General features: G+C 40.0%; 15 protein-coding genes and 1 other annotated feature. Of the genes, 13 read left to right on the top strand and 2 right to left on the bottom strand.

What is annotated here, in order from left to right:
- Positions 1-136 precede the first annotated feature (136 nt).
- From AC1ECF_RS03765 to AC1ECF_RS03750, 4 genes are read left to right on the top strand one after another with little or no spacing between them, the layout of a single operon-like run.
- Positions 137-1,756, top strand: a complete 1,620-nt coding sequence (locus AC1ECF_RS03765) for a methylmalonyl-CoA mutase family protein (RefSeq protein WP_480388056.1) — start codon at positions 137-139, stop codon at positions 1,754-1,756.
- Entirely contained in the window at positions 1,753-3,909 is a 2,157-nt protein-coding gene (gene scpA / locus AC1ECF_RS03760; protein ID WP_480388055.1) for a methylmalonyl-CoA mutase, read from the top strand. Before AC1ECF_RS03765 ends, scpA begins: the two co-directional genes overlap by 4 nt.
- On the top strand, positions 3,909-4,994 hold the full coding sequence (meaB, locus tag AC1ECF_RS03755; protein ID WP_480388054.1) for a methylmalonyl Co-A mutase-associated GTPase MeaB: 1,086 nt from the start codon (positions 3,909-3,911) through the stop codon (positions 4,992-4,994). The genes scpA and meaB overlap by 1 nt, the downstream gene beginning before the upstream one ends.
- Before the next feature lie 36 nt (positions 4,995-5,030).
- Positions 5,031-5,471 carry a BrxA/BrxB family bacilliredoxin gene (locus AC1ECF_RS03750; protein WP_480388053.1) on the top strand — a complete coding sequence of 147 codons (441 nt, stop codon included), beginning with the start codon at positions 5,031-5,033 and terminating at the stop codon, positions 5,469-5,471.
- A 78-nt stretch (positions 5,472-5,549) separates the two neighbouring features.
- On the opposite strand, the gene prli42 is transcribed toward AC1ECF_RS03750, so the two are convergent.
- Positions 5,550-5,645, bottom strand: a complete 96-nt coding sequence (gene prli42, locus AC1ECF_RS03745; protein WP_480388052.1) for a stressosome-associated protein Prli42 — start codon at positions 5,643-5,645, stop codon at positions 5,550-5,552.
- 129 nt (positions 5,646-5,774) lie between these two features.
- On the opposite strand from prli42, the gene mce reads away from it, so the two are divergent.
- The 7 genes from mce (at position 5,775) to rnz (ending at position 13,012) form a co-directional block, all read left to right on the top strand.
- A complete protein-coding gene (gene mce / locus AC1ECF_RS03740) occupies positions 5,775-6,185 on the top strand; it encodes a methylmalonyl-CoA epimerase (protein WP_480388051.1) in 411 nt (136 codons plus the stop codon).
- A gap of 2 nt (positions 6,186-6,187) precedes the next feature.
- A complete protein-coding gene (locus AC1ECF_RS03735) occupies positions 6,188-7,735 on the top strand; it encodes an acyl-CoA carboxylase subunit beta (protein WP_480388050.1) in 1,548 nt (515 codons plus the stop codon).
- Positions 7,736-7,751: 16 nt separating this feature from the next.
- Positions 7,752-8,864, top strand: a complete 1,113-nt coding sequence (locus tag AC1ECF_RS03730) for a M20/M25/M40 family metallo-hydrolase (protein WP_480388049.1) — start codon at positions 7,752-7,754, stop codon at positions 8,862-8,864.
- A gap of 16 nt (positions 8,865-8,880) precedes the next feature.
- The gene (locus AC1ECF_RS03725; RefSeq protein WP_480388048.1) at positions 8,881-9,354 is read left to right on the top strand and encodes a chemotaxis protein CheW; all 474 of its coding nucleotides are present in this window, start codon (positions 8,881-8,883) and stop codon (positions 9,352-9,354) included.
- Between the two features lie 63 nt (positions 9,355-9,417).
- On the top strand, positions 9,418-10,659 hold the full coding sequence (locus AC1ECF_RS03720; protein ID WP_480388047.1) for a DNA polymerase IV: 1,242 nt from the start codon (positions 9,418-9,420) through the stop codon (positions 10,657-10,659).
- A gap of 90 nt (positions 10,660-10,749) precedes the next feature.
- Positions 10,750-11,610, top strand: a complete 861-nt coding sequence (locus AC1ECF_RS03715) for a YitT family protein (protein WP_480388046.1) — start codon at positions 10,750-10,752, stop codon at positions 11,608-11,610.
- A gap of 454 nt (positions 11,611-12,064) precedes the next feature.
- Positions 12,065-13,012: a ribonuclease Z gene (gene rnz, locus AC1ECF_RS03710; protein WP_480388045.1), complete on the top strand. Its 948-nt coding sequence runs from the start codon at positions 12,065-12,067 to the stop codon at positions 13,010-13,012.
- Positions 13,013-13,245: 233 nt separating this feature from the next.
- On the opposite strand, the gene proC is transcribed toward rnz, so the two are convergent.
- Positions 13,246-14,061, bottom strand: coding sequence for a pyrroline-5-carboxylate reductase (gene proC, locus AC1ECF_RS03705; RefSeq protein ID WP_480388044.1), 816 nt, complete (start codon positions 14,059-14,061; stop codon positions 13,246-13,248).
- Between the two features lie 51 nt (positions 14,062-14,112).
- Positions 14,113-14,324, bottom strand: a binding site (T-box leader).
- A 119-nt stretch (positions 14,325-14,443) separates the two neighbouring features.
- Between proC and AC1ECF_RS03700 the strand changes: the two genes are divergently transcribed.
- Both AC1ECF_RS03700 and AC1ECF_RS03695 read left to right on the top strand, forming a co-directional pair.
- Positions 14,444-15,388 (top strand): MBL fold metallo-hydrolase, encoded by a 945-nt coding sequence (locus AC1ECF_RS03700; protein ID WP_480388043.1) that lies wholly within the window; start codon positions 14,444-14,446, stop codon positions 15,386-15,388.
- Positions 15,375-16,127, top strand: a complete 753-nt coding sequence (locus AC1ECF_RS03695; protein WP_480388042.1) for an SDR family NAD(P)-dependent oxidoreductase — start codon at positions 15,375-15,377, stop codon at positions 16,125-16,127. The genes AC1ECF_RS03700 and AC1ECF_RS03695 overlap by 14 nt, the downstream gene beginning before the upstream one ends.
- The last annotated feature ends 5 nt before the right edge of the window (positions 16,128-16,132 follow it).

The following is a 16,132-nucleotide window of genomic DNA, read 5'->3' as shown; positions in this document are numbered from 1 at the left end:
ACTGTTTATTTATTCGAAATTTTATATTAATATATCAATTGTGTTCAAAGTGCTCTAAATATTCTTTATAACGAAACTTATCTCATGTAGAATAGAGCGTATAGGTAACAAAATAATAGAAGGGGAGGCGGGTTTCATGACAATAGAAAGCATGAGACAAACGAATTTCCAAGAGGCTACAAAGGAAAAATGGGAAGAAGTAGCATTAAAATCACTTAAAGGGAAATCATTAGATACTCTAACTACGAAAACAATTGAAGAGATTATTTTGAAACCGCTTTATCAATTAACAGACTTAGAATCTGTTTCTGAAAACCAAGTAACTATTATTAGAGAATCTAAGGTATCCGGTAACTGGTCTATTGCACAAGAGGTTTCCGGTAACACCGTAGATCAAGTTTTAGAAGATATGAAGAATAGTTTAGATAGAGGTAATGAGGTAATTCGCTACAAAGTGAAAAAAGACCACTTATGGAGCGAGGAGCAGCTTACAGAATTACATAAGTATACAGAGCAGACAAAAATCATCGTGGATGTAAAGGAAAACCCTTCCTTTGTAAGTAAAATAAAAGGACTACAATGCTTTGTAATAGGTGGGAGTGAAGAACATTCCTATATAGATGGGGTAAAGGTACATAAAGATGGGGGAGATGCTGTTAGTGAGCTAGTAAGTGTCTTGCTACAAGCAGATGAACGTTTGAACGAATCAGGCATAGCTACCCTTACTAATAACAGTCTGGTGCACTTTGCAATGGACACAAATTTCTTTATGGAAATTGCGAAACTTCGTGCGTTCCGCATTCTATGGAAAGCATTTGGAGAAGCAAATGGGGAAGATCATATGAAAGCTATCCCTATCCTAGCGGAAACTTCTCTACGTTCATTTTCCGTGTTAGACCCGTATGTTAACCTACTAAGAGCAGGTAACAGTACACTTTCGGCAGTATTAGGTGGAGCCGACTATATTACTGTGCTGCCATATGATTATTTAACAGGAGAAACAGCAGCTTCTAAAAGATTTGCTCGCAATATCCAGCTGATGATTAAAGAGGAAACGCATATAGGTAGAGTGATAGATGCAGTCGGCGGCTCCTATTATATAGAAACTATTACAAATGAGCTTGTAAGAAAGAGTTGGAATTTGTTTATAGAGCTTGTGAAAGACGAGCCTTCTATACGTGAAGAGAAGCTAAAACAACGAACACAACAAAAGTGGGAAGAGCAATTATCGGCTGTAGCAACAAGGAAGAAATCGTTAATTGGAACGAATATTTATGCCAACCCGTCTGATCAGTTTACAAAGGTTCAAAAGGGTGAAGATTACAAAAGACTAGCGGAGCCTTTTGAAAACTTGAAAGAAGGCTTTCAAAATAACCCCTTAAAAGCAGCAATTTTACCTTATGGCACGCTTAAGGAATATAAAGCTCGGTTAGATTATGTTAGTGGCTTTTTAACTTCCATTGGTGTCGTACCAATTGTTTCTCCTTCCAACATGAAGCCATTCGATCTACAGGCTTGGATAAACGAAAATGACATACAGTACGCGGTATTCGTAGGAAATGATGAACAAACAGCAGGACTAGTTCCCGCACTTCTGAACGAAAAAATCACTATTCCATTAGATGTAGCAGGTAAGTTTGAGGAATATGAGGACTGGCTAGAGGCAGGTCTTTCTGGACGCATATTCGCTGGTCAATCTTTACTAGAGAAAGGGAAAGAGCTTCTCGACCTTGCACAGGGAGGATTACAAAAATGAAAACATCTAAGTATGAGCAAATCTCCATAGACAAAGTAATAGAGAAAGCAGCCAATCCTTCTAGGGAGGATAAAAGCTTTCGAACGAATGAAGGGATTTCATTAAAGCCTGTTTATACAAAAGACGATATTGCTGGCGTAAAACACTTGAAGGATCTTCCTGGTATTGCCCCAAATACGAGAGGACCATACCCTACTATGTATGTTTCCAAGCCATGGACAGTCAGACAGTATGCAGGATTTTCTACTGCCGAGGAAAGTAATGCATTTTATAGAAGAAACCTTGCAATGGGACAAAAGGGTTTATCCGTCGCATTCGACCTTGCAACTCACAGAGGGTACGACTCAGACCATGAGAGGGTTACTGGGGATGTTGGAAAAGCGGGGGTAGCTATTGATTCTGTAGAAGATATGAAAATATTATTCGATGGAATTCCGCTAGACCAAATGTCCGTTTCTATGACGATGAATGGTGCTGTTCTACCTATTATGGCATTTTATATCGTGACAGCTGAAGAACAAGGTGTATCACCTGAACAGCTTGCTGGCACTATACAAAATGACATTTTGAAGGAATACATGGTGAGAAATACTTATATTTATCCACCAGAAATGTCGATGAAAATTATTGCAGATATATTTGCCTATACGGCTAAGCAAATGCCAAAGTTTAACTCCATTTCTATCTCCGGCTATCATATGCAAGAAGCAGGGGCGACTGCGGATATTGAGCTTGCTTATACACTAGCAGATGGGCTTGAATATGTTCGAACTGGTATTCAAGCAGGGATAGACATAGATAAGTTTGCACCAAGAGTTTCTTTCTTCTGGGCTATCGGAATGAACTACTTTATGGAAATTGCAAAAATGAGAGCAGCGAGACGTATGTGGGCACAAATGATGCAAAGCTTTGACCCGAAAAATCCAAAGACGTTGGCTTTGCGTACACATTCCCAAACTTCTGGCTGGAGCTTGACAGAGCAGGATCCATTTAACAATGTAACGAGAACACTTATTGAAGCAAATGCTGCTGCCATGGGTCACACGCAATCACTACATACAAACGCACTGGATGAAGCGATTGCCCTGCCTACAGATTTTTCTGCACGTATTGCTAGAAACACTCAGCTTTTCCTTCAAGAAGAAACAAACATGACAAAGGTGATTGATCCATATGGTGGTTCTTATTATGTGGAAAAGCTAACAGAAGAACTAATGGAAAAAGCGTGGAAGCTGATAGAAGAAATCGAGAACCTAGGTGGAATGGCAAAGGCTATCGAAACTGGCCTTCCAAAAATGAAAATTGAAGAGGCGGCTGCTAAGAGACAAGCACAAATTGATTCGGCGAAAGAAACAATCGTGGGTGTCAACAAATATCGATTAGAGCAAGAGGATGCTATAGATATTTTAGACATCGATAATACAGTGGTGCGTCAAAAACAGATGGAACGTTTGGCTAAGGTGAAGGCGGAGCGAGACGAAAAGGCTGTTCAAGAAGCACTGGCTTCTCTTACAGAAGCAGCAAGAACCGGAGAAGAGAATTTACTTGCAGCAGCAGTAGAGGCAGCAAGAAGACGTGCAACATTAGGGGAAATTTCTGATGCGATTGAGGTTGTATCTGGTAGACATAAGGCGGTGATTCGATCAGTGAGTGGTGTTTATAGTTCGAATTTTAATGATGAGGAAGAGCTACGTCTTGTAAAGCAGATGTGTGAGGACTTCAAAGAAAATGAAGGAAGACGTCCAAGAATTCTCATTGCTAAAATGGGGCAGGATGGGCATGATCGTGGAGCAAAGGTAGTAGCGACAGCATTTGCTGACATGGGCTTTGACGTGGACATCAGTCCTTTATTCCAAACACCTGCGGAAACTGCACAGCAAGCAGTAGAGAATGATGTGCATGTTGTTGGGGTCAGCTCCCTTGCAGCAGGGCATCGTACATTAGTGCCGGCTTTAAAAGAGGAACTAGCGAAGCTTGGAAGAGAGGATATCATTATCGTGGTTGGTGGTGTAATTCCTGCTCAGGATTATGATTTCTTGCGTGAGAATGGAGCAAGTGCAATATTTGGGCCAGGTACAGTTATTCCAGTTTCAGCTCAACGAGTGATTGAAGAAATTTATAGAAGACTGGGTTATGAGGAAGTGAGCGAATAATGACAGAAGAGGAGAAATCTTCCCTGGAAGTTCGGCACGGAGTAGTCTCTAAACATGATGGCATGAACAAGTCTCCTAGAAAGATATTTAAGAAAAAAAGTAAGCTTGAAATTAATGAACAAGAATTTATCGAAAAGCTACAAGCCGGATCAAGGCTTCATTTAGCAAAGGCAATAACCTATACAGAAAGCACAGCAACTGATTATCGAGATATCGGTCAGAGTCTACTAAAAAAGCTGTTACCTTCTACCGGAAACAGTATCAGAATAGGGATTACGGGTGTTCCGGGTGTTGGGAAAAGTACATTTATAGAGGCTTTTGGGAAACTACTGTGTGACAAAGGGCACAAGGTTGCGGTGCTTGCAATTGACCCTAGCTCCTCCTTAACAGGGGGGAGTATTTTGGGTGATAAGACAAGAATGGAAGAGCTTGCAAAGCATCCGAATGCATTTATTCGGCCTTCACCATCAGCCGGTACACTAGGTGGTGTGCACAAGAAATCGAGAGAGACCATGCTCCTTTGTGAAGCGGCAGGCTACGATGTCATTCTAGTCGAGACGGTTGGTGTTGGCCAAAGCGAGACGATTGTACGAGGAATGGTAGACTTCTTTATGCTGCTTGCTTTAACAGGTGCTGGTGACGAGCTACAGGGCATGAAAAAGGGAATCATGGAGCTTGCCGATGCAATTGTCGTCAACAAAGCAGATGGCTCAAACGAAGCTTTAGCCAAGAAAACAGCAGCAGAATTTGAACAAATCCTTCATTTCCTAGCTCCTGCTTCTCCAAATTGGGTTACTCCCGCACTCGCTGTTTCCTCCTTATATAAATCAGGGCTGGAAGAGGTATGGGAGACAATCCGAAAGTTTGAGAGAGAAATGAAATCAGCAAATTATTGGGATAAAAGAAGAAAAGAGCAGACAATCGAATGGTTTAAAACAATGATTGTCGATAAACTATACGAGGACTTTTTTTCGTCGAATCAAAAGAAAGAGAAAATGAGTGCTTTAGAGGATATGGTACGTGAAGAGAAGATGACAGTCTCCCAGGCGGTGGAAGAGTTATTTTCCTCGAATTCTAACCAATAATCTGCTAAGATAATAACTGGAAAAGGAGTGTTTTTAATGAATATGGATTTTAACTTACTCATGAACGATATGATTATACAAGCAAGAAATGAAATGGAAGCGAGCGGCTACGAGCAGCTTACAACTCCAGAAGAGGTTGACGCAGCATTTGCTCGTCCTGGTACTACACTTGTAATGATTAACTCTGTATGTGGATGTGCAGGCGGAATTGCTCGTCCAGCTGCTGCTAACGCTGTACATTATGATAAGAGACCTGATCATTTAGTAACGGTGTTCGCAGGCCAAGATAAGTTAGCTACTCAGCAAGCTCGTAACTTATTTGGAGATGATCACTTACCATCATCACCATCTTTTGTGTTATTAAAGGATGGCCAAGCTGTTGCGGAAATCGGACGTCATGAAATAGAAGGACATGCGCCTACCTCTGTTATTAATCACTTACAGGCTTTATTTGAAGAATATTGTGATGAGGTTTAAGAGCATCCTTTGGCATGAGAAATGCTGAAATGGATAAAAAGAAACAGCGGAAGCAATTTGCTCCCGCTGTCTTTTTAATTAGAGAATAAAGCTTAAACCGAATAATAGTGTCGACATGACCATTACTAGAATCATCATATAGATTACGATTTTACGAAATGTTTGATTGCGCATGAAAATTCTCTCCTCCTGATTGTAACTCTATTTTATCAAAAACGAAAAAAACTACAAGAGGTGGAGATTTCTTTTTGAAATATGTACAATAGAGTAGTGAATAATCTAACAAATAAGGAAGTGGAAAAAATGGACAAAGTAGATCATATTGGAATAGCAGTAAAAAGTATTGAAGCAAGTCTTCCATATTACACAGATGTGTTAGGGCTTTCACTTATACATATTGAAGAAGTAGTTTCTGAGAAAGTAAGAGTTGCCTTTATCGATAGCGGAAATATAAAGCTAGAACTTTTACAGCCAATGGATGAAACAAGTACCATCCACTCCTTTTTAGAAAAAAAGGGTGAAGGAATCCATCATATTGCCTTTGGCGTGACAGGGATTCAGGAGAGACTAGATGAGCTGAAAAACAAGGGAGTACGCCTCATTCAAGAAATACCAAAGATCGGTGCTGGTGGAGCACAAGTTGCTTTTATCCATCCTAAATCTTCTGGTGGTGTGTTATACGAGTTATGTGACAAATCGAAGGGGGCAAAATAACAATGGATATCTACGAAAAAATTAATGATTTATATGATCGTAAGCGTAAGATTGAGCTTGGTGGTGGAGATGCTCGAATTGAAAAGCAGCATGAAAAGGGAAAACTTACTGCCCGTGAGAGAATCGAGTTACTTGTGGATGAAGGAACCTTTGTGGAACTAAATCCATTTATCCAGCATCGTACCACGGACTTTGGCATGAACAAGCAAGAGGGTCCTGGAGATGGTGTTGTAACTGGTTATGGTAAAGTAAATGGGAGACCTATTTATTTATTCTCACAAGATTTTACCGTTTTCGGTGGTGCGCTTGGAGAAATGCACGCTCTAAAAATATCCAATGTAATGGACCTTGCTGCAAAGAATGGGGCGCCATTTGTCGGGTTAAATGATTCAGGTGGGGCACGTATCCAAGAAGGGGTAGTATCTTTAGATGGATACGGACAAATTTTCTACCGCAATGCAATTTATTCTGGAGTTATCCCGCAAATTTCTGTTATTCTAGGACCATGCGCAGGAGGAGCTGTTTATTCCCCTGCAATTACGGATTTTGTTTTTATGACAGATGAGACAAGTCAAATGTTTATCACAGGTCCAAAGGTTATTGAAACTGTAACTGGTGAAAAAATTTCATCTGAGGATCTAGGTGGATCAAAAGTACATAATACGATTAGTGGTAATGCCCATTTCCGAGGCAAAACAGAAGAAGAAGTGCTTGCAAGTGTTCGTGAGCTTTTAAGCTATCTTCCGCAGAACGCAGAAGAGAAGCCACTAGTTGCTTCAGTTGATGTGGAGGACGACTACCGTCCAGATTTAGCAGATATTGTCCCATTTGAGGCAATTAGACCATATGATATTCGCAATGTTATTAATCAAGTAGTAGATCAAGGGTCTTTTCTAGAAGTTCATAAGGAATTTGCTAAAAACATTGTGGTTGGATTAGCGCGTATCAAAGGAGAAGTAGTTGGCTTGGTATGTAATCAGCCAAAAGTGATGGCTGGCGGATTAGACATTGACTCTTCCGACAAGGCAGCTAGATTTATTCGTTTCTGTGATTCATTTAACATCCCTCTTATCACATTTGAGGATGTGACAGGTTTCTTCCCAGGCATTAAGCAGGAGCATGGTGGAATAATCCGACATGGTGCGAAAATTCTCTATGCATATTCTGAAGCTACGGTACCTAAGATGACAGTAATACTGCGTAAGGCATACGGCGGGGCCTATGTAGCACTAAACTCTAAATCTATTGGTGCTGATCTTGTATTTTCTTGGCCAAATGCGGAAATAGCTGTAATGGGTCCTCAAGGAGCAGCTAACATTATTTTCGCTCGTGAGATAGCTGGAAGTGAGAATCCTGAAAAAACAAGAGCAGAGAAAATAGAGGAGTATCGTGAAAAGTTTGCGAATCCATATGTTGCAGCGTCAATGGGAATGGTCGATGATGTCATTGATCCAAGGGAAACAAGGATTAAACTGATTCAAGCGTTAGAAATGATGAGAAATAAAAAAGAAGAAAGACCAAAGAAAAAACATGGGAACATCCCATTATAAAAAGGAGTTATCCTAAATGGATCGTTTAGTAAAAGAATTTATAGAGTTAGTACAAATAGATTCTGAAACAAAGCATGAAGACAAAATAGCTCCTGTACTAATGGATAAGCTAAAAAATCTTGGCTTTTCCGTCCTTCAGGATGATTCCGCAGCAAAAACGGGTCATGGAGCTGGAAATATCATTGGAACTTTAAAGGGAACGAAGCAGGATAAAGATGCCATATACTTTACCACGCATATGGACACAGTTGTTCCGGGCAAAGGTATTAAACCAGTTATAAAAGAAGATGGCTACATCTATTCTGATGGAACAACTATACTCGGAGCTGACGACAAGGCTGGAATTGCCGCATTCTTCGAAGCAATTAGACGAATAAAAGAAGAAGGAATTGAGCACGGAGACATTCAAGCAGTGATTACAGTCGGTGAAGAAAGCGGACTAGTAGGAGCAAAGGAATTAGACCCTTCTCTACTTACTGCAAAGTATGGCTATGCAATTGATAGTGACGGAGAAGTTGGTGGAATTGTAAATGCAGCTCCTTTTCAAGCCAAATTATGGACTACCATTATAGGAAAGACAGCACATGCTGGAGTAGCGCCAGAAAAAGGTATTTCTGCGATAACTCTCGCTGCAAAAGCTATTTCAGCTATGAAGCTTGGTAGAATTGATGAAGAAACAACGGCAAATATCGGTAGATTTGAGGGTGGACAGGCCACAAATATCGTCTGTGATACAGTTCACATACTATCAGAGGCTCGTTCGATAGATAAGAATAAGTTAGATCAGCAGGTTGAGCATATGGTTAACACCTTTTCTGAAGTTGCAGAAAAGCTAGGAGGAAAAGCAAAAACGGAAACACAGCTTATGTATCCAGGCTTCCGTTTTGAAGAAGACCATCAAGTAGTAGAAGTAGCCAAAAAAGCAGTAGAGCGAATTGGAAGAACTCCAGATATTAAAACTAGTGGTGGAGGCAGCGATGCGAATGTGATTGCAGGCTTTGGGATTCCAACAGTTATCCTTTCAGTGGGCTATGAAGAAATTCACACAACGAACGAGCGTATGCCTGTGGCAGAGCTACAAAAATTGGCTGATCTATTGGTAGAAATTATAAAGGTAGCTGCAGAATAAGGAACGGAGGGTCGCTATGTCTAGTGAAAAAGTAGTTGTCTTTCAATGTGGCAATGAAGATTATGCTGTAGGAGTAGAGCACGTAGTATCCATTGAAAAAATTGATCATATTAATCCAATTCCTCATATGCCTGAGTATTTAATTGGATTAATGAAAATAAGAGGAGAGCTTATGCCAATCCTGGATTTTGAGCAAATACTATACAACCGCAGTGGCTTGAAAAATGAGAATGCTCGAATCGTTACAATGCTTACGAAAGACCTAAGTTATGGTATCCTAGTAAGAGAAGCAAAAGAAATATTAGACATACCTCATGAGAATCTGAAACAAATGGGTTTAATGAATTACTCAAAGACCCAGTATTTCACCAGTATAGCCAATCTAGAAAATCGGATGATTACAGTTGTAGACCCGAGTATTTTAGTAAGATCATTGGATGGAATTAAAGAGATTCAAGCTTATTTAGAAGAGGAAAAGAGTAAACAATAGGTTAACTTTCCAAATTTGGAGAAGGTAGCTATAAGGCTGCCTTCTTTTCAATGAGGTGATGGGATGAAGCGGACAAGTAGAATTATTTTTCATGTTGATATGAATAGCTTTTATGCTTCTGTCGAGCAAGCTCACAATCCATCTCTAAAAGGAAAGGCTATAGCTATTGCTGGAGATCCCAAGCAACGAAGGGGTATATTGGTTACCTGCTCTTATGAGGCAAGGGCTAAAGGAATATATACCACTATGTCTGTTTGGGAAGCCAAACGTAAGTGTCCAGATTTGATTCTTCTCCCACCTGATTTCTCAAAATATCGAGCTGCCTCTAAAGCGATGTTCGATATTCTTCGTTCTTATACTCCACTAGTTGAACCAGTCTCCATTGACGAAGGCTATATGGATGTTACACAAATTTCTGGTAACCAGGCGATCGAGCTGGCGGAATCTATTCAAAGAAGAATTTTGCGAGAGCTAGATTTACCTTGTTCTATCGGGATAGCCCCAAATAAGTTTTTGGCAAAAACAGCTTCCGATATGAAGAAGCCGATGGGAATCACGGTTTTGCGGAAAAGAGAGCTACCAGAAAAGCTGTGGCCTAAAAAGGTTATAGAGATGCATGGAATTGGTGAGAGTACAGCTCAAAGATTAAACGAGCTTGGAATTTATACTATTGGGGAACTGGCTCATGCAACTCCCGAGCTTCTAAAGAATAAACTCGGTAAGAATGGTATACGGCTTTCTGAAAGAGCAAAGGGAAACGACGAAAGACCTGTTGATCCTGAATCTATCTATGATACAAAAAGTGTAGGGAATTCCACCACCCTTCCCTTTGATGAAACAAATCAGGATGAATTAGAAAGAGTATTAAAAAGGCTTTCTCAAAAAGTAGCAGAAAGACTAGAGGCAAAAAGCTTAGCAGGAAAATCACTTACTGTTCAAATTAGAGATAGTAATTGGAACAATAAAACAAAAAGTAAGACAGTACAAAGTAATTTGTACAAAACGGAAGATATTTTTAATTTAGCAAAGCAACTGTTCTTGTCTGCTTGGAATAGTGAGCCTATTCGTCTGTTAGGAGTAACGGTCAATAATGTGGTGGATTTAGAAGAAACAGTTGAACAGCTTTCTATTTTTAACTACGAGGAGCATGCAAAGGAAGAGCCGATATTAAAGCTAGTCGAGCAGCTTCAAAGTAAGTATGGAAAGGAAACTATTAAAAGAGGTATTAAATTAAAAAAGAAGCCTTCCATGGAATCGAAAACAAGCTTTAGCAAAGACTTTTTAGATGATCATGATAAGGAATAACCTTGGATATGTTTAGTTTTATTGTTCGTTAAAAAGAATTGGTAACAATTTCAGTAAATATATCCAAATAATAGGAATAGGAGTATTGTGATGAAAGAAAATAAAGTTTTAGAATTAGTTCGAAGAATTATCCCAATCGTTATAGGGGCAGCGTTAGCGGGTTATGCACTTGAAGCAGTGCTTATCCCTAACGCTGTCATCGATGGTGGAGTAACTGGTGTTAGTATTATGGGGAATTACTTATTTGATATTCCACTTGGTATATTACTATTTGTCTTAAACATTCCTTTTGTTTATTTGGGATATAAGCAAGTTGGGAAAACTTTTGCGATTTTGAGTGTGATTGGGATTGGGGCTTTGTCCATCTCGACAACTCTTATGCATCATATTAATCCAATCTTAAGCGCAAATGATCCGCTACTGGTTGTTCTCTCTGGTGGGGTGCTATTAGGATTAGGGATCGGGATAGTTTTACGTAATGGTGGTGCCCTAGATGGCGCAGAAGTTTTAGCGGTATTAATATCACGTAAAATTCCTTTTTCCGTTGGAGATGTTATTCTATTTATTAATGCTTTTATCTTTATAGGAGCAGGCTTTATTTATGGCTTAGAGAGTGCCCTTTATTCGGCAACAACCTACTACATTGCAAAAGTAGTGATAGATGTTGTTCAGGTTGGTCTAGAAAGATCGAAATCTGTACGTATTATTAGCAAGCATTCGGAAGAAATCGGATCAGCTATTCAAGATCGTCTAGGGCGTGGAGTTACCTATTCTCAAGGTCGAGGTGGTTTCTCGAATGAGACGATGGATATTGTTACTTGTGTGATTACTAGAATGGAAGAGAATAAGCTATTGTCTATTGTAAAGCATTTTGATCCAAGTGCGTTTGTGGTAATTACAGATGTTGCAGAGGTACGTGGTGGAAGCTTCAAGAAACGAGATATTCACTAATTGTAGAAGTTAACAAAACCTTTCTTTTAAGTGGAAAGGGGCAGGGAAAATAGAAAGATTAGCACTTGTGATTCTATCTAAGGATATGAATCATGAGTGCTTTCTTATTTTGAAGCCTTCGGTTCTTCGCTGCGTCGGACGCTTGGAGTGGAGGCCAACAGGATGTTGGTCAGGAAAACGTTGTCACAGGATGTGACGTTCTTAGTTTTCCCTCCCCTAGGCAAGCCAGCACCCAACTCTTACGCGCGTGGTTGTGCTGTCTTGCCTGTCACCTGCTCCGAACCAATAGTATTTCCTACTAGAAATTGATTTTGACTAATAAATTCTTGAAAGAAGAAACCTATTGCTCTAAAAGGAGTATTTAGAGAAGAAGCGATGAAAGAAGTGGAAAGCAGAGGGATTTTGTTCTACACTTATAAATATATATGTGACATACAGATTGGATGTAGGGTAAATGGAGTTAGAATTTTTAGGGACAGGGGCTGGGATGCCCTCTAAGCATAGAAATACCTCTTCACTAGCGATGAAGCTTTTAGAGGAGAGAGGAACTTTCTGGTTGTTTGATTGTGGGGAAGCAACCCAGCATCAGATTCTTCATACGACCTTAAAGCCAAGAAAATTAGAGAAGATATTTATCACACATTTACATGGTGATCATATTTATGGGCTGCCTGGATTAATAGGATCTCGTTCTTTTTTAGGAGGGGAGGAGCCACTCACTATTTATGGACCGAAAGGATTAAAGAGTTGGCTTGATCTATCATTGGATATATCTCAAACTCATCTGAAATATCCTTTACATATTGAAGAGATAGAGGAAGGGGTTGTCTTTGAGGATTCTTCTTTTATCGTAGAATCCTTGCTTTTAGAGCATGTTATCCCGTGCTTCGGATATAAAGTAACGCAAAAGCCTCTTCCTCCAGAGTTATTAATTGAAAAAACAGATGCCTTGGGAGTACCGAGGGGTCCGCTTTTACGGGAACTGAAGGCGGGAAATGATATAGAGTTAGAGGATGGTCGTGTGATTCGAAGTAAGGATGTAACAGGTGAGGAAAAGCCAGGCTTTCAGGTAACTGTACTGGGAGATACGAAGTATAGTGAAAATTCGATAAAGCTTAGTCGAGGTGCTGACATTGTTATTCACGAGGGGACATTTGATCGAACGACCTCCGAGCTAGCGGGGCAATATGGACATTCCACCATTATAGATGCTGCCAATGTTTGTAAAGAAGCAGAGGCAAAAAATTTAATTATTAATCATATCAGTGCACGCTTCCTTCCTCAGGACATAAAAGAAATACTTGCACAGGTACAGCATTATCCGTTTCCTATATTTTTAGCAGAGGATTTTCAGCAATTTGAATGGAAGGATCAAACGCTCATAAAACAAAATAACTCGTAAAGCCACTTTTACTAAGTGTAAAACTCGGTGTCGAAAACTTTCGGCTACCGAGTTTTTTTGTTACTTTTTTTCAAGAATTACTAGCAAAAATGTAGCAAAAGGACCTAAAAACAGGGATATGAGAAACCAATTTAATCCACTTCTGTTTTTACCCTGTGCTATTCCTGCATTGATCAGCATAAGAGTACCCCAACCAACTGCATACGAATTATCCATTTGTTCAACCACACTTTCTATTTATCATATTGTTTACCAAGAATTCTCGATTTGTTTTGGGCAGCATCAATACAAGCAAAGATAGCTTCATCAACTTTATATTGAATAAGCTGTTCAATTCCAGCTTCTGTTGTACCTCCTGGGCTGGTAACTCTTTTTCTCAGCTCCTTAGGCTCCGCTTCTCCATTTTTCAGCATTTCCACAGCTCCCTCCATCGTTTGGATAAATAGATCCCGTGCAATTTTAGGGTGAAGGTCATGCTGCACTGCTGCCTTTTCAAATTGTTCTGCAAAATAATATAAGTAGGCAGGCCCACTTCCGGATAGCGCTGTTACTATGTGCATATCCTCTTCTTCAACAAGCTCTACGGTGCCAATTGCTTGTAGAAGGTCTGTGATTAGCTGCTGTTGATCACCAGTCACCAGCTTGTTCCAACAGATAGCAGAAGCACTCAAGCCTACAGAAGCGGAGGTGTTTGGCATCACTCTTGCAACTGGTCTATCTCCTAAAAGAGAGGAAAGTGTCTGAATAGACACACCAGCAACGACAGATATGATAGCTGCACTCTGAGAGAGGAAAGGTTTGATTTCCTGACAAGCACTGTTCACGTCCTTTGGTTTGACTGCTAGTACGACCAAGTCAGCCTCTTTGAGGGCTATCCTTTTAGGGCAAACAATCTGTATTTGATACGTTTGTTTTAATTTGTTCAGCTGATCAACATCAGATCGATTCATCACAAACATATCTTTGGGAGCTATCTTTTTTTCCTTCAGTATTCCCTTGATTAATGCCTCTGCCATAGAGCCTGCTCCCACAAAAACAATCCTTCTCAAGCCAATTCCTCCTTTTCTATTTGAACATAAAAAGACGCTATCATCCTCATCTATAAGGACGAAAGCGTCTACTTCCGCGGTACCACCTACATTTACTGGAATAACCAGTACATCTCTTGTCTCCTTATCGCGAAGTCACGACTATGTTTTCATAGTAGCTCAGAAGCAGGTTCTACAAATGAGCGGGAGGTGAAACTTTCAGCGGGTCATTTCACTCTCTTTTCTCCATCAAGTTGTATACTAGTCTTCGTCTTGGCTTAAATTTTTTGATTAATGAAATTATAGAGAACTGAGATAGAAAAGTCAATACTAGTTAGTGACTGTCTCCATAAAAAAAGGTACAATAAAATGAATAGTCATTCATATCGTAAGGAGTTTTTCGATGATACATAAAATTACATTACCTACCCCTTTTGCAGTTGGAGATGTAAACGCTTATTTGATGAAGGGTGACTCTCTAACATTAGTGGATGCGGGTACAAAGACAGAGGAGGCTTTGCTGGCTCTTCAAAAAGGAATAGAAGAGGTTGGCTATCAAATAAGTGATGTGGAGCAGGTAATACTGACGCACCATCATCCAGATCACGCTGGTTTAGTCGATTATTTTCCAAACGCAAAGCTTTTTGGTCATAGCTATAACCAAGTTTGGCTGGAAAAAGAGGAAGCATTTTTTCAATATCATGATGATTTTTATACCAAATGCTTGCTAGAGGAAGGGGTACCCACCGAATATCTGAATTGGGTGAAGAAGATGAGAAGGCCCATCCATTTTATAGGCAATAGAAAGCTAGATAGTTTTTTAAAGGAAAATGATTCTGTGCCTGGGCTACCTGGTTATAAGGTGATAGAAACTTTAGGACATGCGCAAAGTCATATTTCCTTATGGAATGAAAAAGAAGGAGTTCTCATAGGAGGAGATCATATTTTAGATAAAATATCCTCTAATCCATTAATTGAACCACCACTTCCTATAGGCGCGCCAAGACCGAAATCTATGCTTCAATACAACGCCTCCTTGAAAAAGGTTCAGCTATTGGATGTTCGAAAGGTGTATGCTGGTCATGGAGACGAAGTAGAAGGGGTTTCTAGTCTCATTTCCTACCGATTAGAGCGACAAAGGGAGAGAGCTTTGAAGGTGTTAGAAATGGTGAAAGAAGGAGAGAAAACGGTTTATCAGCTTACCCAGCAGCTTTTTCCAAAGGTTTATGAAAAGGAGCTGGGCCTTACGCTATCGGAAACCATTGGCCAGCTGGATTTTTTAATGGATGAGCAGCTTATACGTGAACGTCGAGATGAAAGAGGTATCCTTTATTATGAAGTATGCTAAAAAAATCTTAGTGACTGGTGCCACTAGTGGCGTTGGTTTGTTATTAGTACAGAGACTAAAGCAAGAGGGACATGAGGTTTGGGCTACTGGTAGAAACAGAGAAGTGTTAGAGAACCTCCAAGAGCAAGGAATCCAAACAATACAAGCTGATTTAGCATCTGTTGAATCCTATGAGGAGCTTTTTGCAAGGGTTGGTGTGCCAGATACAGTTGTCCTGAATGCGGGTATTGGAACCTTTGCATATCTAACCGATCTGCCTGAAAGCAAAATAAATGATATGCTACAGATCAATGTGTCAGCCCCTATCAAATTATCTAAGTATTTTGCAGAGAAAATGAAGGAAAGAGGTAGGGGACACTTAATTTTCATCGCATCGCAAGCCGGTAAGGTAGCAACCCCAAAGGCCTCTGTCTATGCTGCTACCAAGCATGCGATATTGGGCTTTGCAAATGCAGCGCGGATGGAGCTTAAGGAGCATGGCATTTTTGTTTCTACTATTAATCCAGGTCCGATCGACACGCCATTCTTAGATTTGGCAGATCAAACCTCTACCTATCGAAACAGAATGAAGAGCCATCTCTTGCAGCCGGAACAAGTAGTGCGAGCAATCATGAAAGTGATAGAAAAACCAAAAAGAGAAGTAGATATCCCTTTCTATATGAGCATAACGAGCAGGCTATATGCAGTCATGCCAAAGACAGTGGAAACCTTAGGAAAAAGCTTTTTCACTAAAAAATAAGGAGG

The sequence above is a fragment of the Psychrobacillus sp. Z3-81 genome, from assembly GCF_056620325.1.
The sequence above is the reverse complement of the archived record's forward strand: the minus strand, read 5'-3'. Positions and strand labels throughout refer to the sequence as shown.

What these genes read in the sequence shown, in the direction of transcription:
- AC1ECF_RS03765 (WP_480388056.1), top strand. Translation starts at nt 137, where the DNA reads ATGACAATAGAAAGCATGAGACAAACGAATTTCCAAGAGGCTACAAAG.
- scpA (WP_480388055.1), top strand. Translation starts at nt 1,753, where the DNA reads ATGAAAACATCTAAGTATGAGCAAATCTCCATAGACAAAGTAATAGAG.
- meaB (WP_480388054.1), top strand. Translation starts at nt 3,909, where the DNA reads ATGACAGAAGAGGAGAAATCTTCCCTGGAAGTTCGGCACGGAGTAGTC.
- AC1ECF_RS03750 (WP_480388053.1), top strand. Translation starts at nt 5,031, where the DNA reads ATGAATATGGATTTTAACTTACTCATGAACGATATGATTATACAAGCA.
- prli42 (WP_480388052.1), bottom strand. Translation starts at nt 5,645, where the DNA reads ATGCGCAATCAAACATTTCGTAAAATCGTAATCTATATGATGATTCTA.
- mce (WP_480388051.1), top strand. Translation starts at nt 5,775, where the DNA reads ATGGACAAAGTAGATCATATTGGAATAGCAGTAAAAAGTATTGAAGCA.
- AC1ECF_RS03735 (WP_480388050.1), top strand. Translation starts at nt 6,188, where the DNA reads ATGGATATCTACGAAAAAATTAATGATTTATATGATCGTAAGCGTAAG.
- AC1ECF_RS03730 (WP_480388049.1), top strand. Translation starts at nt 7,752, where the DNA reads ATGGATCGTTTAGTAAAAGAATTTATAGAGTTAGTACAAATAGATTCT.
- AC1ECF_RS03725 (WP_480388048.1), top strand. Translation starts at nt 8,881, where the DNA reads ATGTCTAGTGAAAAAGTAGTTGTCTTTCAATGTGGCAATGAAGATTAT.
- AC1ECF_RS03720 (WP_480388047.1), top strand. Translation starts at nt 9,418, where the DNA reads ATGAAGCGGACAAGTAGAATTATTTTTCATGTTGATATGAATAGCTTT.
- AC1ECF_RS03715 (WP_480388046.1), top strand. Translation starts at nt 10,750, where the DNA reads ATGAAAGAAAATAAAGTTTTAGAATTAGTTCGAAGAATTATCCCAATC.
- rnz (WP_480388045.1), top strand. Translation starts at nt 12,065, where the DNA reads ATGGAGTTAGAATTTTTAGGGACAGGGGCTGGGATGCCCTCTAAGCAT.
- AC1ECF_RS03700 (WP_480388043.1), top strand. Translation starts at nt 14,444, where the DNA reads ATGATACATAAAATTACATTACCTACCCCTTTTGCAGTTGGAGATGTA.
- AC1ECF_RS03695 (WP_480388042.1), top strand. Translation starts at nt 15,375, where the DNA reads ATGAAGTATGCTAAAAAAATCTTAGTGACTGGTGCCACTAGTGGCGTT.